Raw genomic sequence first — 19,384 nt, 5'->3', positions numbered from 1 at the left:
GCTATGGATCTATTTATTATCTATGCCATTGAAGTGATGAACGCGATTGCGGTGCTGATCATCATGAGCCTCGGACTGGCGGTGGTGTTTGGCATGATGAAAATTGTCAATATGGCCCACGGCGAATTCATGATGCTCGGCGGATACAGCGCGATTCTGGCGACCAATCACTTCGGATTGCCTATCTGGATTTCGATGCTGGTCGTCGCGCCGATGGTCGTTGGGCTGTTTGGGATGGTGGTTGAACGGGTCATCATCCGTCATCTTTATGGGCGAATGATTGACACTATGCTGGCGACCTGGGGCCTAAGCCTGGCGCTGATTGGTGCGGCAACGATGATCTTTGGCAATACCACGCTGGGGATCAGCTCGCCTTTATCCAGCGTGGCGATAGGGCGCTACAGCACCAGCGGTTATTCACTGTTTATGATTGTTTTCTCGCTGTGTTTACTGGCTGCGCTATGGGTGTTGTTGCGTTTTACCACGCTGGGGCTCTGCGCCCGCGCCACCATGCAAAATGCGCTGATGGCGGCGGCATTGGGCACGAATCCGGGGAAAATCTATAGCCTGACGTTTGGCCTCGGCGCTGCGTTGTCGGGGTTGGGTGGCGCACTGCTTGCGCCAATCACCGGCGTGATCCCGACGGTGGGCGTCAGTTTTATCGCCAAAGCCTTTATCACGGTGATCGGCGGTGGTAGCGCCATTATTGCTGGCACGCTCTCTGCTTCAGCGCTGTTTGGCGTGATCTCGCAGATCGTGACGTATCTCTATACCCCCGTATTTGGTGCCGTTGCGTTATTGCTCAGCGCCATCGTGTTGCTGCGCCTGTTACCCCAGGGTATCACCGGCAGATTCTTCAGGAGATCGCTGTAATGAAGAAATTTTCCGAGACGTATCAAACCCTTGCATTGGCCGTGGTCGTGATGCTGGCCGCGTTGTGGCTATCTGGGGTTATCGAGCTGTATACGCTCCTGTCGTTGACGGTGTTTTTTGTCATGGGGATTTTGGCGTTAAGCCTGGCTTTTATCTGGGGATACGGCGGTATTTTGTGCTTTGGACAGGCCGCATTCTTTGGCCTGGGCGCCTATACCTATTCGATTGCGGTGATTAACTGGGGGGATTCAACCTGGGCGGTGTTGGCGGCCATTGCCGTACCCATGTTGTTTTCCCTGCTGCTGGGCTACGTGATTTTTTATGGCGGTGTCAGCGATGTGTATCTGGGGGCGATTACTCTGGCGGTCAGCCTGGTGTTGTTCAACTGGATCAATTCCACCTCCGGAAGTGAATACCATCTTGGGCAAGCCTTGCTCGGCGGCTTCAACGGTATTCCTTCCGTGCCGACGCTGAATATCCCGTTCAATCCAGACAACGTTCTCTCTCCCGAAGCGCTGTTTATGGTCACTGTCGGTAGTCTGGTGCTGTGTTACGTATTGCTGAAATTCACGCTGATGAGTCGCTTCGGCAAGACGGTGGTGGCGATCCGTGAGAATGAACAGCGTGCCGGATTGCTCGGCTATAACGTTCCGGCACACAAGCTGTGTACCTTCGCGATAGGCGCCGCGATTGCGGGGTTGGCGGGGTGTCTTTATGTCAACTGGGGCGCTTTTGTCAGCCCCGGCGTGTTCAGTCTCAGCCAGTCGGCGCAGATCATTATCTGGGTGATTGTCGGCGGGCGTGGGACGCTCATCGGCCCCGTATTGAGCTGTATTGCACTGCAATGGCTGGTCACGCGTCTTGGCGCCCAGCAGACCGTCGATACCAATCTGGTGCTGGGCATTATTCTGGCTATTTTTGTTTTGCTTATTCCGGGGGGCATCTTGCCAACACTGAAGCGGGTGTTTATGCGCAAAAAAAAACGGCCCCAGGCGCGAATTAATGCCGATGTGCAGGAGGTAAAACCATGAACAGTGCCATTTTGCTTGAAACTAAAAAAATAGGCGTCAGTTTTGGTGGCGTGCATGCCGTTAAAGAGGTCGATTTTACGCTGCGTGAAGGGGAGTTACGTTGCTTAATTGGCCCTAATGGCGCGGGCAAGAGCACTTTTTTCAAAATGCTCAGCGGACAGATTTCGCCCACGCGGGGCGAATGTGTTTACCGTGACAAGATTATTTCTGGCATGCGTCCCTGGGATATTGCCCGCCTCGGCATTGGTATTAAAACGCAGGTACCCAGCGTGTTTGAAGGACTGAGTGTCTGGGAAAATCTCTGGCAGGCGGCGGCCAACAAGATGGAGAAACGGGCGTTGAGCGGGGCCATTAAGAGCGTGTTGCAGGATATCGGCTTAACGGATCTTAAAGACGCCATTTTGTCTGAGCTGGCGCACGGCCAGCGGCAATGGGTCGAACTGGGGATGATCCTGATTTCTCGCCCTCAACTGGTATTACTCGACGAACCCGCCGCAGGCATGACGCACCATGAAGTGAGAAAAACCGCCGATTTGATCAAGGCCATTAATCAACAGAGCACCGTGGTGGTGGTTGAGCACGACATGGAATTCATCAGTATGATCGCGCAGAAGGTCACGGTATTTAATCAGGGTGAGGTACTGGCGGAGGGCTCGTTTGTGGACGTGACGAGTAACCCATTAGTTAAGGATGCTTACCTCGGAAATATGGAGATAAAACATGCTTGAAATTAAACAGTTGGTCTCTGGATACAATAAAATCCCGGTGCTGAACCTGTCGGAATTGTATGTTGGCGCTAAATCTTTCACCGGCGTGTTGGGTCGCAACGGCATGGGGAAAACGACACTGCTGCGAGCCATCATGGGCGAATTGCCAGCATGGCGAGGCCAGGTGTTGCTGAATGGCATCGATATCACCGGCTATCAGGCGCATCAGCGAGCGGTGGCTGGGATCGGTTTTGTGCCGCAGGGACGACAGATTTTCCCGCTGCTGACCGTGGAGGAAAACCTGCGCATGGGCTGCGTGAAGCACTTCTCGCGATCTCAGCAGATTATTGAGCAGATGCTGGAGATCTTCCCACGCCTCAAACGTCTGCTGACGCAACCGGGTGGGGCGCTGTCAGGTGGGGAACAGCAGTTGCTGGCGTTGGCCCGCTGCTTGTGTGGTGAACCGCAGTTGGTGCTGTTGGATGAGCCGACCGAAGGCATTCAACCGAATATCTGCGAGGAGATCATCGAAACATTGCAAAAACTGCGGCATACCATGGATATCTCAATCATTTTAGTGGAACAGGATATCGAGTTTTTGTATTCGCTTTCCGATCGTATTCACGTGATCGAAAAGGGGAAAATCACCCAGGTCATCGACCCTCAGACCACCACCAGTGCGTCTATCGCCGAGCAATATTTAGGTTTTCATGCCTGATTTTACTGGCCGGTGACGGCTGTCCTGTTCGACACAGTCACCGGCAGTTTTAACAAAGAACAATGCCCGCCAGTGCCTTACAGTGAGATCTGATAAACAGACAATCTGATAGGGGGAAGCATGATTGAACCATCCTTACTGGCGACATTAACCGGATTAAAATTGTGCATTATCCATCCTGATCATCAGAGCGCCAAGGTGCTGGTTGCCTCCATGGCGCAACTTGGCTGCGAAGCGACGCACTGCTGGCCATTGCCAGCCCGCGCCCCTCAGGATGTCGAACTGGTGGTTCTGTGTATTGAGCCGCATAACCCACACCGATTGGCGACACTGATGTCCGAATTAGCCGCCGTGCAGGTGCCGGTTATCGCCCTGGCGGATTATCAAAATGCCGCATTATTCCCTTTGTTGATTGAGCTAAAACCCGCTGCGATACTTGATAAAACGATCAATCCGTTCGCACTGATCGTGCAGATTATCGGGACGCTGGGGTTGGCGCGAGAATGTCAGGCGCTTCGTCAAAAAATAGAACACAGTCGACAGAGCGATAAACAGAAGCTGACTCAGGCGAAAGGCATCCTGATGCGTAAACATGGCATCGATGAAAACACGGCTTACCGTTTTATGCGCCGTGAGGCGATGAACTCGCGCAGTAGTTTGGACAGCACCGCCGAGCGCGTGATTAGCCGTCGGGGTTATCAGGCATGCGATTAACTAAGCTACTGGGGGAGCAGCCAAAGGCCTTGCGAAACGCCAGGCTGAAATGCGACATATCGCTGAAGCCATGGTCCAGCGCTACCTGAGTAATATTGCGCGCCTTGCCTTCGGTTAAGGCTTTGCGGCTGGCCGTCAGGCGCTCATACCAAACGACGTTCATCGGCGTGGTATCGTGGGCGGCAAAAATCCGACTGACGGTGCGTGGGGAGACATGGTGCGCATTGGCAATTGTGGCAATCGATAGCTGATGATCGTGCAGATTTTGGCGCAAATAGTGAAGGATACGGCGGTAAAGATCGGGTTTTATCGCGTCATTGCTTTTCTGCAAATTGATACTGACAGAAATCACGCTGAATAGGGTATTGGCAAACTGCTCGGTTAAAAAAGGCGGCTCCTGCTCGGCATTAAATAGGTAAGCCTCGGCCATCATCTGCTTCAGCGAGGTGATGCCAGGGCGTGACAGGTCAAAGGATTTTCCCGCCAGTGACGCAATGCCCTGGGCTTCTTTTTCCATAATCTGCCGCGGCAAATGCACGATATCAATCACCATATTCTCCATGGCAAAATCAAAAGGCGTCGCGGCATCGTAAATGATCATATCTCCCTCGCTGACCGCCGAACAATGACCATTCTGCGAGAGTTTGCCTTCACCGGACTGCACAATCCCCAGGTAAAAGTCAGGATTGGGATGCTGGCGAATACAGTGATCTGTGCGTTGCCACACCAGTGAGGCATGCGAGGTATGGGTGGCGATGTCGACGTAACCCAAGGAGCTGTAACTAAAGCTGCCGGAAAAGTCATCTTTTAGCGTCTGGCGTGCTTCTGCTTTGATTAATCTTGAGCACACCGCGTCTCGCCATGCATCAAACCGATGGCGGGTATCCATGTTTTCAGTGGTGAAGTTTTCTTTCATGCCAATGCCTCTTCAGGTAACCCAAACAACGCTGCTACATGATTTTTAATGCAACTTTCAGGCCATTAGCTGTGGATTTACCGACGATCAGCGCAAGATGCCGGGAAGCATCCTGCGCTAACTTTTTCAGAAATAATCAGAAATCGGGGTGCTGTTTATGCCAGTCCGTGGCCTGTTGCCACGCCCAGCCGCCCTGAATCATCCGCGCTTCGTCAAAATGGGCTGCGACCAGTTGGAATCCAATCGGTGCCCCGGAGGTTGTCATCCCGCCAGGCAGGGTAAGGGTTGGGTGCCCGCTGAGATCAAATGCACTGGTATAGCGCAACACGCCGCTGAACAGTGCGTTATCAGTGCCGAACCGCGACATGGTTTCCCAGGTCAGCCCCGCATAGGCAGTTGCCGGTGAGAGAATCAAATCGACGTGAGTGAACAGCGCGCTGATGTTGCCACGCAGCGCGGCGCGCTTTAGCCACAGGCGCTGATAATCCAGCGCGGAAACGCTGAGGCCCAGATCCAGCAGCCCGGCCAGACCCGGTCCGTATCGATCTTTCTGTGATGGGTAAGTGTGTTCGTGAGCCAACGCGGTTTCAACCGCACACAGCGCGCTCCAGTCTTCGGCAGCCTGATCGGTATCAGGCATGGAAATATCCACGATTTCAGCGCCCTGCGAGGAGAATGTGGCGATCACTGTTTGTAATGCGTCACGCGTTTCAGCATCAACCCGTTCCAGCGCCCAGGATTTATCAACGCCAATACGCATTTTCGTTACACCACGCGTCATCAGCGCCAGATAGTCTGGCACCGGCACACTGCTTGATGTTGGGTCCTTATCATCACGCCCGGCGATGGCCTGCAGCATGGCGGCGGCATCGCCTACCGAGCGGGCCATAGGTCCGATATGATCCAACGAGGCGGCCAGTTCACAGGCACCGTGGCGAGTCACGCGACCCCAGGTTGGTTTGATGCCGGTCAGGCCGTTGGCATTGCAGGGAAAACGGATCGATCCGCCGGTGTCGGTACCGATGGCGCCATAGCACAGGCCTGAAGCCGTCGCCACGCCTGAGCCGCTGGAGGAGACGCCGGTCCACAGATCTTGACGCCACGGGTTAGTCGGCAGGGTGACGTCGGGATGATGGTCGGCAAAGGCGCTCTCGGTTTGTGCCAGCTTGCCGAGGATCACTGCGCCAGCTTGTTTAAAGCGTTCGACTATTGTGGAATCTTCGGCAGGAATACGTCCCTGGTGGATCGCCATACCGTGGGTGGTCGGCGCGTTTTTGGTCCAGATTAAATCTTTCAAGGCAATGGGTACGCCGTGTAACGGGCCGCGAATAATACCTTGGGCAATCTCTTCATCCGCCTTTTTGGCATCCTGCAAAGCGCTTTCTTCCATGACGTGGAAAAAGCTATGTAGCGTCTGATCGAGATGAGCAATACGATTCAGCAAACTTTGCGTGACTTCTACGGATGAGACTTCGCGCGACTGGATGATCAGGCCTATCTCAAGCAAGCTTTTATAGTGCAGGTTTTCCATGGTGTTGTTTCCTGTTCAGAGTGAATTGCCGCCGATCAACAGCGGAAAAAGGGGGTCACTCCAAACTAGAACAGCCAGCCCATAGCGGCTTTGTTGAGGTAGACAATCGCTTTGTCAGAAGTGACAGCGAGTGGAAATCTTTGTCGGTAAGGATTAGCGTTATCCCCGATCGCAGGATGAATGTAGGGCCGGACGGAGATATTCGTAATCTGTTTAAGAATGGCAATGGCCTGCCTTGACAGTGATACGATAGGCACCTAAGCCAAAGAAGGATTCTTTTCTATTAATGCAATTCTCCACTGCGATTTTTCAACTAACTTCACATAAGAAATTTTTATCTGCTTTACTAGATTGCATTTATAAAAACGGGTGTTATTGTACGATCAGACAGGGCTTGAAATGTCTTTTCAATCATTATTCCCGACAGTACTTATTTTTGAGTAAATAATAACTTTTAATTAAGTGGCTTGCATTTTTATAGGTAATGGACGTAATAGGGTTGACGTTGTTTTTCATGAGCTTAATATTATTTATATAAAAAAGATAAGGGGATGAAAATGTTAAGAGCTTTTAATTATTTCTTCTATATGTTGCTGGCGCTTTGTGCGGTATCGGCATTTGCACAAGAGACAACGCACCAACCGATTAAAGTTTCCGATGGGATAACCTATGAGTTTATTGGCCGCTGGGACGTAGCTCGTTTGAATAAAATATTGACAGTTGATACACCCGCATTTTCAGGCGTTAATGTGAAATACACACCGGCCCAAAATGCCGTTAAGCTTTATCGAGTGATCTATCCTTCATCCATTCCTGAACGCGGCAACAAACCCACGATGACCTCAGGACTGCTTGCCATTCCTGACACCGCGGGAAAATCTTTTCCAATGGTTTCTTACCAACATGGGACTATTTATGGAAAACACCAGGTTCCCTCTTTTCCTGATGAATCTCCTGAGACGCAATTGATGATCGCGCAATTTGCCTCACAGGGCTATATCGTTATTGGGGCTGATTATTTTGGCCTGGGAGTCTCTACTGAACCCGAAGGTTATATGGTAAAAGGTAGTCATCAACAGGCAACTTACGACATGATTAACTCATCGCGGCAGGTTCTGGCACAAATGGGGCTGGAAAATCCCCATCTTTTGCTGGCGGGATGGTCACAAGGTGGTTTTGTGACCATGGCATTGCTTGAAAAACTCGAAGCTATAGGAATGAAAGTACAAGCGACGGCAACCGCCAGCGCACCACTAGATGTTTTTGCCCTCATGAATGGATTTCTTTCATTTCCGCGCAAATTTGATGCGGACTGGTTAAATAGTATTATGATACTTTCAGCCTTTGCCTATGAAAACTATTACGGTATTCCAGGCTTGGCGCACTCTGTTATTACCGATGAATATTATGATGTGGCGAAAAAAGCCTATGACCGCCAACCTTTTAATCCAGCGGATATTACTTCTGACCTGCACAAACTTATTCGTCCTGAATATTTCGACCCGCAATATTTCGCCAATTCCGCCTATGGTCGGCTAATTAGCGCTGCCCAGGCCTATCGTTGGGTGATCGCTTCTCCGGTACACAACTACTACGGAGAGACTGATGAAGCGATCACAATAGGGGTAGGTAAAATGGCAATGACTTATGCACAGTCTATGGGAGTAGGTAATACGTTAGTTGAGGCCATATCCACCGGGAAAACGACGCATAGAGGCACCTTTGCCACGGCAGTCCCGCTTTGGAAAATCTGGTTTGACTCTAAACAGTAACGATAAAGAACTCGCTCAACCTATACGCCCTGACATTATTATCAGGGCGTATAGAGTGGTCATAACGTGATATTAGCGGTACATAAAGCTGATATGAATCAGCACAGTTATACCCCTTCGGGTAAGCTCGCTCCGCTTCTCAAGCCGTTTCAACGTTTGCCAGGTTTGTCCGTTGTACGGCGCAGTACTTAAGATGGGCATGTTTAATTTTTGTTAATTTTTTATGGTAAAAAGATTTCTCGCATAGTTGAATAGTGGCTAATTATTAGCACTATTCTCGCTCAGGGAATCACCATGTCCTCTCCCTCCGTTAATCCGGATTCGCTGTTACAACACCGTTCATTTGTTGCTTTTTGGATAGCGCGTGCTTCGTCCAGCTTTGGTTTTCAGATGCTGACCATTGCAGTGAGTTGGCAGATATATTCATTAACCGGTCGCGCGTTGGATCTTGGCCTGATTGGCTTGGTGCAGTTTTTACCGTCGGTGTCCCTGGCATTAGTGGCCGGACATATTGCCGATCAGTTCGATAGACGCCGTATCGTGGTACTGGCACAGTGCGTTGAAGGTCTGGCGATCGTGTGTTTAGCGGTGCTGACCCTGACCCATCACGTTGATGAGTGGGTGGTGTTGGGGCTGGTGTTTATCACGTCAATGGCCAAAGCGATGGAAGGGCCCTCTTTACTGTCAATGCTTCCGGCGCTGGTACCGCCTAAGGTGTTACCCCGGGCCATGGCAGCCAACAGTGTCGCCGGTCAGGCAGCCGGAATGGTTGGCCCCGCATTGGGTGGCTTGCTCTATATTTGCGGTGCCGAAGTGGTATATGGCGTTTGCGCACTGCTTTACTTCATCTCGGTATTGATGGTCAATCGCCTGCGCTACGAACAAGCGCTTCCTCGCCGTGTCCCTGCAACCTTCAAGACGCTTTTTGCTGGTATAAGCTTTATTCGCCACCGTCCTGATGTCCTGGGGGTGATCTCACTCGATCTGTTTGCCGTCCTGCTCGGGGGGGCGACTGCGTTATTACCTATTTTTGCGCACGACATTTTGCATACGGGTCCGTGGGGGCTCGGCCTGCTGCGCGGTGCGCCTGCCGTGGGTGCGCTGCTGGTAGGATTCTGGCTCAGTCGCCGTGCTCTTACCCGTAACGTTGGCATGATTATGTTTGCTGCTGTCGCCGGTTTTGGGGTTGCTACGCTGGTGTTTGCGCTGTCGAGTACGCTGTGGTTGTCGATGCTGGCGCTTTTTGCGCTCGGTGGATTCGATATGATAAGCATGGTGATCCGCGGCTCGCTGGTACAGCTTGATACCCCGGATGATATGCGCGGCCGCGTCAGTGCGGTCAATTCAATATTTATCAATACCTCGAACCAGCTTGGTGAATTCGAGTCCGGCATGCTGGCAGCATGGCTCGGCGCAGTCCCGGCTGCTACCCTCGGAGGGATAGGCACGCTGGTGGTAGTGGCGCTGTGGATGAAGTGGTTCCCAGGTCTGCGCCGTCGTCAGCGTCTGGAGAATGATTCTCCTCAGGCTGAGAGTGTCGCCTTATAGACGAACGTGGATAAGCAGGACTCCGTTAGGGTTGCCCGTTTGATGGGCTGAAAAAGTTGGAAAGAGACATAAATAGGTTTTATCTCCGCCTGATGGGGATATCTTATAGGGACTATGCCCGTCATTTTTCAAACTGCAGGGGTTGGCTGAGTTGTGACTCGGCCCATCTACCGGGCTTGTCTCCGTTTGCTGTCGCCCTGCACCTTGAAATCTATTGTGTATAACACATTGAATTTAAGGATATTGCCGCATGGAATTTAAAGACTACTATGCCGTCATGGGCGTCGAGCCCACGGCTTCCCAAAAAGAGATAAAAACAGCCTATCGCAGGCTGGCACGTAAGTACCACCCCGATGTGAGTTCTGAAACCGATGCTGAAAGTAAGTTTAAAGAAGTTGCCGAGGCTTACGAAGTATTAAAGGATGCTGAAAAGCGAGCTGAATACGACGAACTAAGATCACACCGCAATGATCCACGATTTGGTCAACAACAGGCCGCCTACAATACCGGTGGTCAACAGGGGCGCGGCAGTGCAGGCGCTGGTTCACATGACTTCTCAGACTTTTTCGAATCTTACTTTGGTCATCGTGGTTCTTCCGCTCAACATGCATCTCATCGAGCATCTGCTGGGGTACGCGGGCAGGATCTTGAGATGGAACTGCCCATCTTTTTAGAAGAAACGCTAACGGAACAGACTCGTTCGATCTCTTACAAGATACCGACCCTTGATGCATCGGGTTTCCCGGGCCCTGAGATCACGAAGACACTCAACGTCAAAATACCGCCAGGCGTGTCTGATGGCGAACGCATCCGTCTTAAGGGGCAGGGAGCGCCGGGTTTTGGTGGGGGAAGCCATGGCGATTTATTCCTGATTATTCGCATTGCGCCACACCCGATGTTTGATGTTGATGGCCAGAATTTACACATAGTGGTGCCGTTAGTTCCCTGGGAAGCGGCCTTGGGTGCCAGTGTTGAAATACCGACACTGACGGGGAAAATTGCCATCACTATCCCGGCGGGTAGCCAAAGTGGTCAGCGATTGCGCATTAAAGGCAAAGGTCTGGTCAGTAAAAAGGGCGCGGGTGATCTGTACGCCATCCTCAAAGTGGTCATGCCACCAAAACCAGACGAGAAAACACGGGCGCTTTGGCAACAACTGTCAGAGCAGGCGGCATTTAATCCCCGGACTGCATGGGAGTAACCGATTATGACTGAAATAGAAATCACCTATACCGTGACTGAATTATGCCAGTCAACGGGGATCATGCAGGATGAATTGATCGAGGTCGTCGGGCTGGGTGTGATTGTGCCGTTAGAGCCAACAGACCGCGTTTGGATTTTTAATGCAGAGGCATTGAACGGTCTTAAACGTGCCCGGCGCTTGCAAAATGAGCTAGATTTGGACTGGTCTGGTGTCGCCATGACATTGACACTGCTTGAGAGAGTGGAGCAGTTAAAAAAAGAAAACGATCAATTGCGCAGGCAGCTTGATCGTTTTGTTCAAACCTCTTAAAGCACTCACCCGTGTTTGTACCACGGCCCGTCGCTACCGACGGGCCGTGCGTTTGTCGCGCCAGTGAGGCCATGAGCTAACCTGCACCAGGAAGGTCTTCCACGCTAATTCTTCTATTACATTGACGTCTTCTACCACCTGGTCATCTGGGGGCGTCAGTGTCAATAACACTGACTCATCACCGCTATTGGTACTCAGCATGGGTGTTGACGCCTAAATGATGTGAGATCGGTCACAAAATAACAAACTCATAGGTATACTAATGGTATACATGCCAGTGCGATATGTATACGATATGTACATTCATGAATATGTACAAGAGTTGCTATGAAGCCTGTTTATATCAGTATTGCGGATGACCTCGTCTATAAAATTAATGAAGGTTTTTATTCGGAAGGAGACATGCTTCCCCCCGAAGTGGCGTTGTGTGAGATCTATAACGTCAGCAGGATGACGCTACGTAAGTCGTTGGCTTTGCTGATGGAGCAGGACCTGTTGGTCAGAGTCAAAGGGTCAGGCACTTATGTTAAAAAGAATAAATCAGCGATTCATGGCGCCGCTGAGTTAACCGGTTTTCAGCAAGAGATTAAGCAACAAGGAAAAGAGGTCACGACCAAAGTCATCACATTTGAGGTCATTCATCCAGATGCCGTCGCCGGTGAGCGGCTTAGCCTGGCACCGACAGATCAGGTTTTTCATATTGAGCGCATCAGGTATATCAATAATGAGCCTGAGATTTTTGAAAGAACGTATATGCCAGTCAATATGTTTTCGGACCTGACCGTTGAGATTATGTCAGGCTCAAAATATGGCTATGTTCGTTCGAAAGGAATGCATATTTATGGGAATAAACAAATTGTGTCCGTTGAACTCGCTGATAAAAAACTAAGTAAAATGCTTGATGTTAAAATCAACCACCCACTGTTGAAAGTTATTTCAATTGGGGAGTATGAAGAGGGGAAAGCCTTTGAGTATAGCATTAATATTTTCCGACTAAACCAATACAGCTTTGAATTCTATGCACGATGAAAAAATATTCGCAATATAATCATGTTCAATGAGGGGATATTATGACGACTAAAATTTTTTTATGTTGTGCTGCAGGTATGTCGACATCAATGGTTGTTAATAAAATGAGGAAGGTGGTCACGGAGAAAAATCTTGATGTAGAGATTGAAGCCTATTCAATTTCTGAATTTGAAGATGTGCTACCACGTTATGATGTTTGCATGGTGGCTCCCCAGGTCAGTTACAAATTCAAGGATTTCAAAAAGCGATGCGATGAGTCAAATAAGCCGTGTTATAAAATAGAAATGAAAGATTATGGAATGCTTAATGGCGAAGCCATCCTAAATCAAGCCTTGTCAAAAAATTAACCACCCTGTTTTAGAATAAAAAAGAAAGATTGCGGCATGCTTAATAGAAAAGCAGGCCTAAATCGAGACCTGTCAAAAATCTACTTATCAGGTGTCTTATGAAAAACAAATTATTCTATTTTTTGGAAGAGCATCTTGCACCTTTTGCTGGCAGAATTGGGGCCCAGCGACATGTTATGGCAATTAGGGATGCTTTCATTGGTGCGATCCCTTTTATTATTGTGGGTTCCTTTGCACTGGTTATTGCGTACCCTCCATTCTCAAAGCAAACTGTGAATTTTTGGACTGTATTTGCAACTAAATATCATAATGAAATTATGGCCCCGTATAATTACACTATGGCTATGATGGCATTATGGGTCGTCACTGGGCTCGGTTATCACTTAGCCAAAAACTACCGCAAGCTTAACCCATTTCTCGCGGGCCTCTTATCACTGGTCACCTTTTTAATGCTTTCAGCCCCCATGACTGACGGAGCGTTACCTATAAAAAATATGGGGGGAACGGGGATTTTTACGGCAATGATCATCGGGATTTTTATTCCTGAAATGATGCAATTTTTAATAAAAAACAACATTGGATTGAAATTACCAGAGCAAGTTCCCGATAAAATCAGGCAATCGTTTGACTTACTGATTCCAATAGCCTTAGTGATGATTGTTGTATATCCCCTGAGTGTGTTTATTTACCAGAAAACGGGGATGATCATTCCTGAGCTAATCATGCAGGCATTCAAACCGCTCATTTCTGCTTCTGACAGTCTGTGGGCCGTACTGATGATCACGCTCATTGCTCAGGTGTTATGGTGGGCGGGTGTTCATGGGGCAACGATTGCGAGCGGAGTTATCGCCCCCTTTGTTTTATCCAACTTAGCGGTGAACCAGCAAGCGCTCGCCGCAGGCGTTCCAGGAAAAGAACTGCCCACAATTTTTGCTCAGCCATTCATTGACTTTTTTATTCAGTTGGGGGGATCAGGCGCGACCTTTGGGTTAGTCCTACTGTTCTTGCGGTCACGCTCATTACATTTAAAATCAATTGGAAAATTATCATTAATTCCAGGATGTTTTAACATAAATGAGCCGGTAGTCTTTGGTACGCCAATTGTGCTCAATCCTTTGTTTTTCATTCCATGGGTCGTGGCGCCTCTCGTTTGCGGTACGGTGACATGGTTTGCCTTTAAACTTGAGCTACTCCATCGAATCGTTATTATTCCGCCATGGACGACTCCAGCACCGATTGGTGCCATGTGGTCAACAAACTGGTCAATTCAGGCTCTGGTCATTGTTGCGATTAACTTTACACTTGCCACCATTATTTATTTCCCCTTCTTTAAGATATATGAAAGGTCATTATTAAAAGAAGAGTCGGAACAGCACCTTCGAACTGAATAATCTAATATAAACAACAGATATAGGTTTAATTATGGAATCTCATTCTCTTCTTGATGAAGAATATTTAATGAATTTGCTTTGCCAGGCCGGTGCGGGAAAAAGCGCGGCGATGAATGCTATTTATAAAGCCCTCGAGGGATGTTATGCGGAAGCACTTCATCAGTTACAGATCTCTGATGAAATATTTAAAGAAGTCCATAAATGCCAGACAGAGTTAATTGGTTTAGATGAAGGTAAAGGCAAAGTCACGATGACTCTGATTTTAACCCACATCCAAGACCATATTATGAACGGTATGTTATGCAAAGAAATGGCAACTGAAATTGTTGAGTTGTATCGTCAATGTAAGGAGAAACAAAATGCTTAAAATCGCAATTATTGGTGGTGGTTCCAGCTATACTCCGGAAATAGTGGAGGGCTTCATCAAGCGGTATCACGAACTGCCTATTACTGATATCGTCCTCTATGACATTGAAGAAGGCCGCTATAAAGTTGAAACCGTTGGTGCGCTTGCCATCCGAATGATTCAAAAGGCTGGCTTGCCGATTAATCTCACGATAACATTTAACCGCGCCGAGGCGTTAGAGGGCGCATCGTTTGTGTGCTCGCAAATGCGGGTGGGTATGATCCCTGCACGAATTAAAGACGAACGCCTTGGACATAAATATGGAATGATTGGCCAGGAAACCAATGGCATCGGTGGGTTTGCAAAAGCCATGCGCACCATTCCGGTTACGCTGGATCTTTGTCGGGATATTGAAGCAATATGCCCGGATGCCTGGCTGATTAACTTTACTAATCCATCAGGTATCATTACTGAAACGGTATTAAAGCATACTAACGTTAAAGTGATTGGTTTATGCAATGTCCCTGTGATTACTCAATACGGCATTGAGGAACTGCTTGGGAAAAAGGTTCAGATCCAGTTTGCAGGCCTAAACCATTTTATCCATGCATTTCACATTTGGGATAATCATGGGAAAGACCATATTAAAGACGTCATTGACAGAATGTGTTCAGGGGATGACTTTGAACTGCCGAAAAACCTTGGCAAAGTAACATGGGTACCCGAGCAACTGAAACAACTTGGTGCAATTCCATGTGGCTATCATCAGTACTACTATATGCAGGATGAGGCTGAACATAAGGAGATGGATGCGAAAGACTTCATAACGCGTGGCGAAGAAGTCCAAGCGATCGAAAAAGAACTGTTCAAATTATATGAGGATGTAAATCTCGCGACTAAGCCTAAACAGCTTGAGGAGCGGGGCGGTGCTTACTATTCGGATGCGGCATGTGAGTTGATTAATAGCATCTATAATAATAAAGGTATCCTCATGCACGTCAATACGCGCAACAACGGTACGATTTCTGAATTGCCGTCAGATTGTGCGATTGAAGTCACCTCGCTGATTACCGCGTCGGGGGCCCACCCATTAAATATTCCTGCCATTGAAAATCCGGCAATCCGTGGAACATTACAACTCCAAAAAGCCTTTGAAGAATTAACCGTTAAGGCCGGGGTTGAAGGTAATTATGGCGCAGCCCTGCAGGCATTAACCATTAACCCGCTGGTAAGAAAAGGGCATATTACTAAGCAGATTCTGGATGAAATGATTGAGATCAACAAAGCGTATCTCCCTCAATTTAAATAAACAAACGACTAGAATACAGCTTCATATAAAATAGCCTGCTCACGCTTATTGGAAAGTTCTGCGGGATAGACTGACGTCTTTTTTAGACATCAATCATCTATCACATTCAACAATGAAGGAGAATGTGTATATTGCAATTTCATATCATGAGAAGTTGAATATTCACGTCTTCACATTAGCGAATGTTAGCAGGAATTAAAGCTGTGGCGTAAAAGGCTTGAGCGTTAAAAAGTGTGATCACAGGTGTGAATATATTAAGAGCACCGTTTGTTGAAAAACCCGGGCAACTCAGGTTCCCGGGTTTTTTATGTGGCTAATTATTTGTTTTATTCCAGCGTCGTGAAGTCATTCATGAACTTCTTCAATAATCTTTCCAGTTCAGCGCTCTCATCATTTGGCCAATTCTGAAAGATACTGCCATAAATGCGTGCTCGCGTTTGATCGATTTTATCGGTCATCATTTTTCCTTCAGGCGTAATCACCGCTTCATTAATTCGCTTGTCCTTTTCATTCTTCTGTCGCTGGGTTAGACCGATTTGCTCGAGTTTAGCGACCTGACGGCTCACCGTGGTGTAATCCCGACCCACCCGGTCAGCGAGTTCTCCTACACCTATTGGGCCAAAGCGGCCTATCAGCACCAGAAGCGGAAATAACGCGCGATCAAGACTTATCCCGGAATCTTTTATCATGATTTCATCACGTTGCGGGCGGTTGAAGGCATTTACGATCGCCAGCAACGTATCATGTAAATCATCAAAGCTTGTGCTTTTATGTGTATTTTGCACTCTTTTCATTGACGGCCTCTGGAAACACTAATATTGTGTGTATTATACACTTATTTTTCCATCAACAGAAGGTGATATCAATGAAAGCAGCAATGGTTATTAAGAACGGCGAAACGCCGGTTTACGGGGATTTCATCGACCCTCAAGCAGATGAGCGGCATAGTGTGGTCAACGTGAAAGCCGCCGCCATCAGCCAACTGGCCAAGTCACGAGCAGCGGGAACACATTACAGCTCAGCGGTTCAATATCCATTTATACCCGGAATCGATGGTGCCGGTTACCTGGCTAACGGCGATCCGGTCTTTTTCTTCGCCTTAAATTCTCCTTTTGGAAGTATGGCAGAGAAGACACTGGTGACGAAAAAAAGCATCGTCCCGCTCCCTGCAACACTCGATCCTGCTATGGCCGCCGCCCTGGGTAATCCCGGTATGTCATCCTGGGCGGCGTTAACGCGTCTGGCACAGGTACAAAAAGGAGAAACTGTTCTCATCAATGGTGCAACAGGCACCTCAGGCGGTCTGGCAGTGCGTATCGCCCGTCATCTTGGTGCGGGGAAAATCATTGCGACCGGACGTAATACGGAAGTGCTGGAGAAGCTACGTAATCAGGGTGCGGATATTACCCTTACGTTGGAAGCATTGCCGCGTGAACTCCCCGCACTGATGGAAGAGGGGATCGATGTCGTTCTGGATTATCTCTGGGGGGAAAGTGCTTTGGATATCATGAAGTCCGCTGTTGCAGGCGGTGCCAGAGTGGTACGTTTTGTCCAGATTGGCTCGCTGAGTGGTCAGGAAATCGCATTGCACAGCAAATTGCTGCGCTCATCAGGGTTAACCCTGATGGGCAGCGGTCTGGGCAGCGTATCGAATGCAGAGTTGGTGGCTTCAGTAGGGGAATTATTACAAGCTGCGGCACAGAGCGATTTCTCCGTCCCATTCCGTCTTCGCCCGTTAAGCGAAGTGAAAGATGCCTGGAATGAAGACGACAGCCGTTGCCGCACGGTTTTCACCCTCTGATATTGAGGAGATTTAACACGATACTCAGCGAGTCAGTCCGATACCCTATCTAGATTGCGGATGATTTAGATAGGGTAATGATGAGCCAACCTCTATTACATTGAGGACCACGCGACGATCACCTTCACTGTAATATACAACCCAAAGCCATATACCAGATGTGTTAAAAAACTCAGAAAACGGGCTCTTTGGGGATGAGGCGTTTTGGCTGCAGCGATTCCAAAGCCGAATGATGGCTGCATGATTAACAACGGTGCAACCAGGCTGAGTATTCCTGTCAGTAGGCCCACCATGATTGAAGGTTGCCAGAACCAGTTGGCTCCACTTAGTCCCGCCGGAATGAAGGCGAAGAATATTCCGGTAAAATAATGGATTACCCAGCCTACGGTTTTTTCACCGCATACAGGGGGCGTCTCGGCAATGGTGTTGTGTATAAATTTTCCCCTCCACATCCATAAAAACCCTCTGCCCACCAGGGCATAATTCAATGCAGGAAGAGACAGCACATGTTTCTGAAACAGTGTCCAGACATCCATGATCAGTGTTGCGCCCATGCCGGTTAAAAAAGTTCGAAAAATCAGTTCGTTATGCATAGCCTATCTCTCTCTTACCTTCGGGTGTTAATCTGGCAGTCATTGTGCAACTTGAAGTTAGGTTTAAGTCAATGATAAAGGTACTGGACATTGGGGTCGTTGCTAAACGCTCCGGAGTGATGCCATCAAAACTGCGTTATTACGAGAAGAAGGGGTTAATAAAGTCGGTAGGTCGTCATGGGTTGCGAAGACAGTATGCTGAAAGTGTGGTTAAAAAATTGCAGCTTATTGCCTTAGGACAGGTGGCAGGATTCACCCTTGATGAAATAGCTAAGATGTTCGAAACACAGGATAAGCTGAGTATTGACCGGGAACAATTGCACACCCGAGCGCAGGAAATAGATAAGACAATCCGGAAACTCCAGATACTTAGCCTGGGCCTTAAACATATTGCTAAATGTACAGCGCAAGACCATACCCAGTGTGCCGAATTCAACAAAATCATTTCCCGTGGGCAGCGAATTTTAGTCCATCGGACGGAATGATGGCGCTCATAGCATCACCCGGGCTTTGTTGAATAAATCGGATTTATTCAACAAAGCCCGATAACAGTCCAATGGAACGGTTATTCAGGAGCCTGAAAACAGACTGTGTTCCGGAATATGGGTATGCAAACGTTAGCGAAGCCAGCACAGCGATAACAAATTACCTTATGGGATATTATGGCCAGCTAAGACCTCATCAATACAATGGTGGTTTGACGCCGAATGAATCAGAACGATTGTTCTGAAAAACGCTAAAGCCGTGGCCAGCTTTTGTTGGCCACTACAATGGCGATAACCGACCGTTCCCCTATGGTTCGGCGTATAGCTGGTGAAATGCTTATAAAAGAATTGGATAATATTGGTGATGAAGCCTTTAAACTGGCAAATATACTGGCTTCTGACACATCTCAATCAGTAGCAGAACGTGGGAGATATGCATTGACCGACTTAGAAAAACGCAATTGACCATTCAATTGCAAAATATATGTAACCGTGTTGATTGGATCGTTTGAGCGGCTTCCAGAAAAGTACACATATAAACTCGGCAGCGTTCTGATCCAGTTTATTTTGTAAGACATTCTTCTGTTCGTTATTCGCTGTGAGTTCAAGTACTATTTGCTTAAAAAAACAGGCTTAACGTGGGATGTTTTCCGTTTTCTAAGCGGATCCCTTAAACTACACCGCGCAGGCCATAACATATGAGCGATGATCCTAACCAGCTGTAATCCTGGGTTTTTAGACCCATGAGTTCGATCATTGC

The 19,384-nt window shown here is 48.4% G+C and carries 21 protein-coding genes and 1 pseudogene; 17 read left to right on the top strand and 5 right to left on the bottom strand.

Annotated elements, in window-relative coordinates; all coding sequences use genetic code 11:
• Positions 1–3: 3 nt before the first annotated feature.
• The 5 genes from IEV89_RS04300 (at position 4) to IEV89_RS04280 (ending at position 4,043) form a co-directional block, all read left to right on the top strand.
• Positions 4–873, top strand: coding sequence for a branched-chain amino acid ABC transporter permease (locus IEV89_RS04300; RefSeq protein WP_188470770.1), 870 nt, complete (start codon positions 4–6; stop codon positions 871–873).
• Positions 873–1,904 (top strand): branched-chain amino acid ABC transporter permease, encoded by a 1,032-nt coding sequence (locus tag IEV89_RS04295; RefSeq protein WP_188470768.1) that lies wholly within the window; start codon positions 873–875, stop codon positions 1,902–1,904. The genes IEV89_RS04300 and IEV89_RS04295 overlap by 1 nt, the downstream gene beginning before the upstream one ends.
• Positions 1,901–2,632 carry an ATP-binding cassette domain-containing protein gene (locus tag IEV89_RS04290; protein WP_188470766.1) on the top strand — a complete coding sequence of 244 codons (732 nt, stop codon included), beginning with the start codon at positions 1,901–1,903 and terminating at the stop codon, positions 2,630–2,632. The genes IEV89_RS04295 and IEV89_RS04290 overlap by 4 nt, the downstream gene beginning before the upstream one ends.
• On the top strand, positions 2,625–3,329 hold the full coding sequence (locus IEV89_RS04285; protein ID WP_188470764.1) for an ABC transporter ATP-binding protein: 705 nt from the start codon (positions 2,625–2,627) through the stop codon (positions 3,327–3,329). The genes IEV89_RS04290 and IEV89_RS04285 overlap by 8 nt, the downstream gene beginning before the upstream one ends.
• A gap of 120 nt (positions 3,330–3,449) precedes the next feature.
• Entirely contained in the window at positions 3,450–4,043 is a 594-nt protein-coding gene (locus tag IEV89_RS04280; protein WP_188470762.1) for an ANTAR domain-containing response regulator, read from the top strand.
• Here IEV89_RS04280 and IEV89_RS04275 read toward each other — a convergent pair.
• Positions 4,012–4,959, bottom strand: coding sequence for an AraC family transcriptional regulator (locus IEV89_RS04275; protein ID WP_188470760.1), 948 nt, complete (start codon positions 4,957–4,959; stop codon positions 4,012–4,014). The genes IEV89_RS04280 and IEV89_RS04275 overlap by 32 nt on opposite strands.
• 136 nt (positions 4,960–5,095) lie before the next feature.
• Positions 5,096–6,490, bottom strand: coding sequence for an amidase (locus tag IEV89_RS04270; protein ID WP_188470758.1), 1,395 nt, complete (start codon positions 6,488–6,490; stop codon positions 5,096–5,098).
• Between the two features lie 557 nt (positions 6,491–7,047).
• Here IEV89_RS04270 and IEV89_RS04265 point away from each other — a divergent pair.
• From IEV89_RS04265 to cbpM, 4 genes are all read left to right on the top strand, one after another.
• On the top strand, positions 7,048–8,262 hold the full coding sequence (locus tag IEV89_RS04265; protein WP_188471345.1) for an alpha/beta hydrolase family protein: 1,215 nt from the start codon (positions 7,048–7,050) through the stop codon (positions 8,260–8,262).
• Between the two features lie 294 nt (positions 8,263–8,556).
• Positions 8,557–9,810 (top strand): MFS transporter, encoded by a 1,254-nt coding sequence (locus IEV89_RS04260; protein WP_188470756.1) that lies wholly within the window; start codon positions 8,557–8,559, stop codon positions 9,808–9,810.
• A 250-nt stretch (positions 9,811–10,060) separates the two neighbouring features.
• Entirely contained in the window at positions 10,061–11,011 is a 951-nt protein-coding gene (cbpA, locus tag IEV89_RS04255) for a curved DNA-binding protein (RefSeq protein ID WP_188470754.1), read from the top strand.
• Between the two features lie 6 nt (positions 11,012–11,017).
• Positions 11,018–11,323 carry a chaperone modulator CbpM gene (gene cbpM, locus IEV89_RS04250; protein WP_188470752.1) on the top strand — a complete coding sequence of 102 codons (306 nt, stop codon included), beginning with the start codon at positions 11,018–11,020 and terminating at the stop codon, positions 11,321–11,323.
• 33 nt (positions 11,324–11,356) lie between these two features.
• Here the strand turns inward: cbpM and IEV89_RS04245 are convergent, their stop codons facing one another.
• Positions 11,357–11,524, bottom strand: a complete 168-nt coding sequence (locus IEV89_RS04245; RefSeq protein WP_188470750.1) for a hypothetical protein — start codon at positions 11,522–11,524, stop codon at positions 11,357–11,359.
• 126 nt (positions 11,525–11,650) lie between these two features.
• Here IEV89_RS04245 and IEV89_RS04240 point away from each other — a divergent pair, with 126 nt between their 5' ends.
• From IEV89_RS04240 to IEV89_RS04220, 5 genes are all read left to right on the top strand, one after another.
• Positions 11,651–12,352: a GntR family transcriptional regulator gene (locus IEV89_RS04240; protein WP_188470748.1), complete on the top strand. Its 702-nt coding sequence runs from the start codon at positions 11,651–11,653 to the stop codon at positions 12,350–12,352.
• 41 nt (positions 12,353–12,393) lie between these two features.
• A complete protein-coding gene (locus IEV89_RS04235) occupies positions 12,394–12,699 on the top strand; it encodes a PTS sugar transporter subunit IIB (RefSeq protein WP_188470746.1) in 306 nt (101 codons plus the stop codon).
• A 98-nt stretch (positions 12,700–12,797) separates the two neighbouring features.
• Positions 12,798–14,090 carry a PTS sugar transporter subunit IIC gene (locus tag IEV89_RS04230; protein ID WP_188470744.1) on the top strand — a complete coding sequence of 431 codons (1,293 nt, stop codon included), beginning with the start codon at positions 12,798–12,800 and terminating at the stop codon, positions 14,088–14,090.
• A 31-nt stretch (positions 14,091–14,121) separates the two neighbouring features.
• Positions 14,122–14,457 (top strand): PTS sugar transporter subunit IIA, encoded by a 336-nt coding sequence (locus tag IEV89_RS04225; protein ID WP_188470742.1) that lies wholly within the window; start codon positions 14,122–14,124, stop codon positions 14,455–14,457.
• A complete protein-coding gene (locus IEV89_RS04220; RefSeq protein ID WP_188470740.1) occupies positions 14,450–15,745 on the top strand; it encodes a 6-phospho-beta-glucosidase in 1,296 nt (431 codons plus the stop codon). Before IEV89_RS04225 ends, IEV89_RS04220 begins: the two co-directional genes overlap by 8 nt.
• 326 nt (positions 15,746–16,071) lie before the next feature.
• Here IEV89_RS04220 and IEV89_RS04215 read toward each other — a convergent pair whose 3' ends face one another.
• Positions 16,072–16,539 (bottom strand): MarR family winged helix-turn-helix transcriptional regulator, encoded by a 468-nt coding sequence (locus tag IEV89_RS04215; protein ID WP_188470738.1) that lies wholly within the window; start codon positions 16,537–16,539, stop codon positions 16,072–16,074.
• A gap of 71 nt (positions 16,540–16,610) precedes the next feature.
• Here IEV89_RS04215 and IEV89_RS04210 point away from each other — a divergent pair, with 71 nt between their 5' ends.
• A complete protein-coding gene (locus IEV89_RS04210; protein ID WP_188470736.1) occupies positions 16,611–17,546 on the top strand; it encodes a quinone oxidoreductase family protein in 936 nt (311 codons plus the stop codon).
• A gap of 95 nt (positions 17,547–17,641) precedes the next feature.
• Here IEV89_RS04210 and IEV89_RS04205 read toward each other — a convergent pair whose 3' ends face one another.
• Positions 17,642–18,139, bottom strand: coding sequence for a DUF2938 family protein (locus IEV89_RS04205; RefSeq protein ID WP_188470734.1), 498 nt, complete (start codon positions 18,137–18,139; stop codon positions 17,642–17,644).
• A 74-nt stretch (positions 18,140–18,213) separates the two neighbouring features.
• Between IEV89_RS04205 and IEV89_RS04200 the strand changes: the two genes are divergently transcribed.
• On the top strand, positions 18,214–18,624 hold the full coding sequence (locus tag IEV89_RS04200) for a helix-turn-helix domain-containing protein (protein ID WP_188471342.1): 411 nt from the start codon (positions 18,214–18,216) through the stop codon (positions 18,622–18,624).
• 59 nt (positions 18,625–18,683) lie between these two features.
• Positions 18,684–18,919, top strand: a pseudogene (locus IEV89_RS04195) (integrase core domain-containing protein); the annotation flags it as partial.
• Positions 18,920–19,384: the final 465 nt, after the last annotated feature.

It is taken from the genome of Hafnia psychrotolerans (assembly GCF_014639435.1).
GTDB classification, from domain to species: domain Bacteria; phylum Pseudomonadota; class Gammaproteobacteria; order Enterobacterales; family Enterobacteriaceae; genus Ewingella; species Ewingella psychrotolerans.
This window is presented reverse-complemented; position numbering and strand designations above follow the sequence as displayed.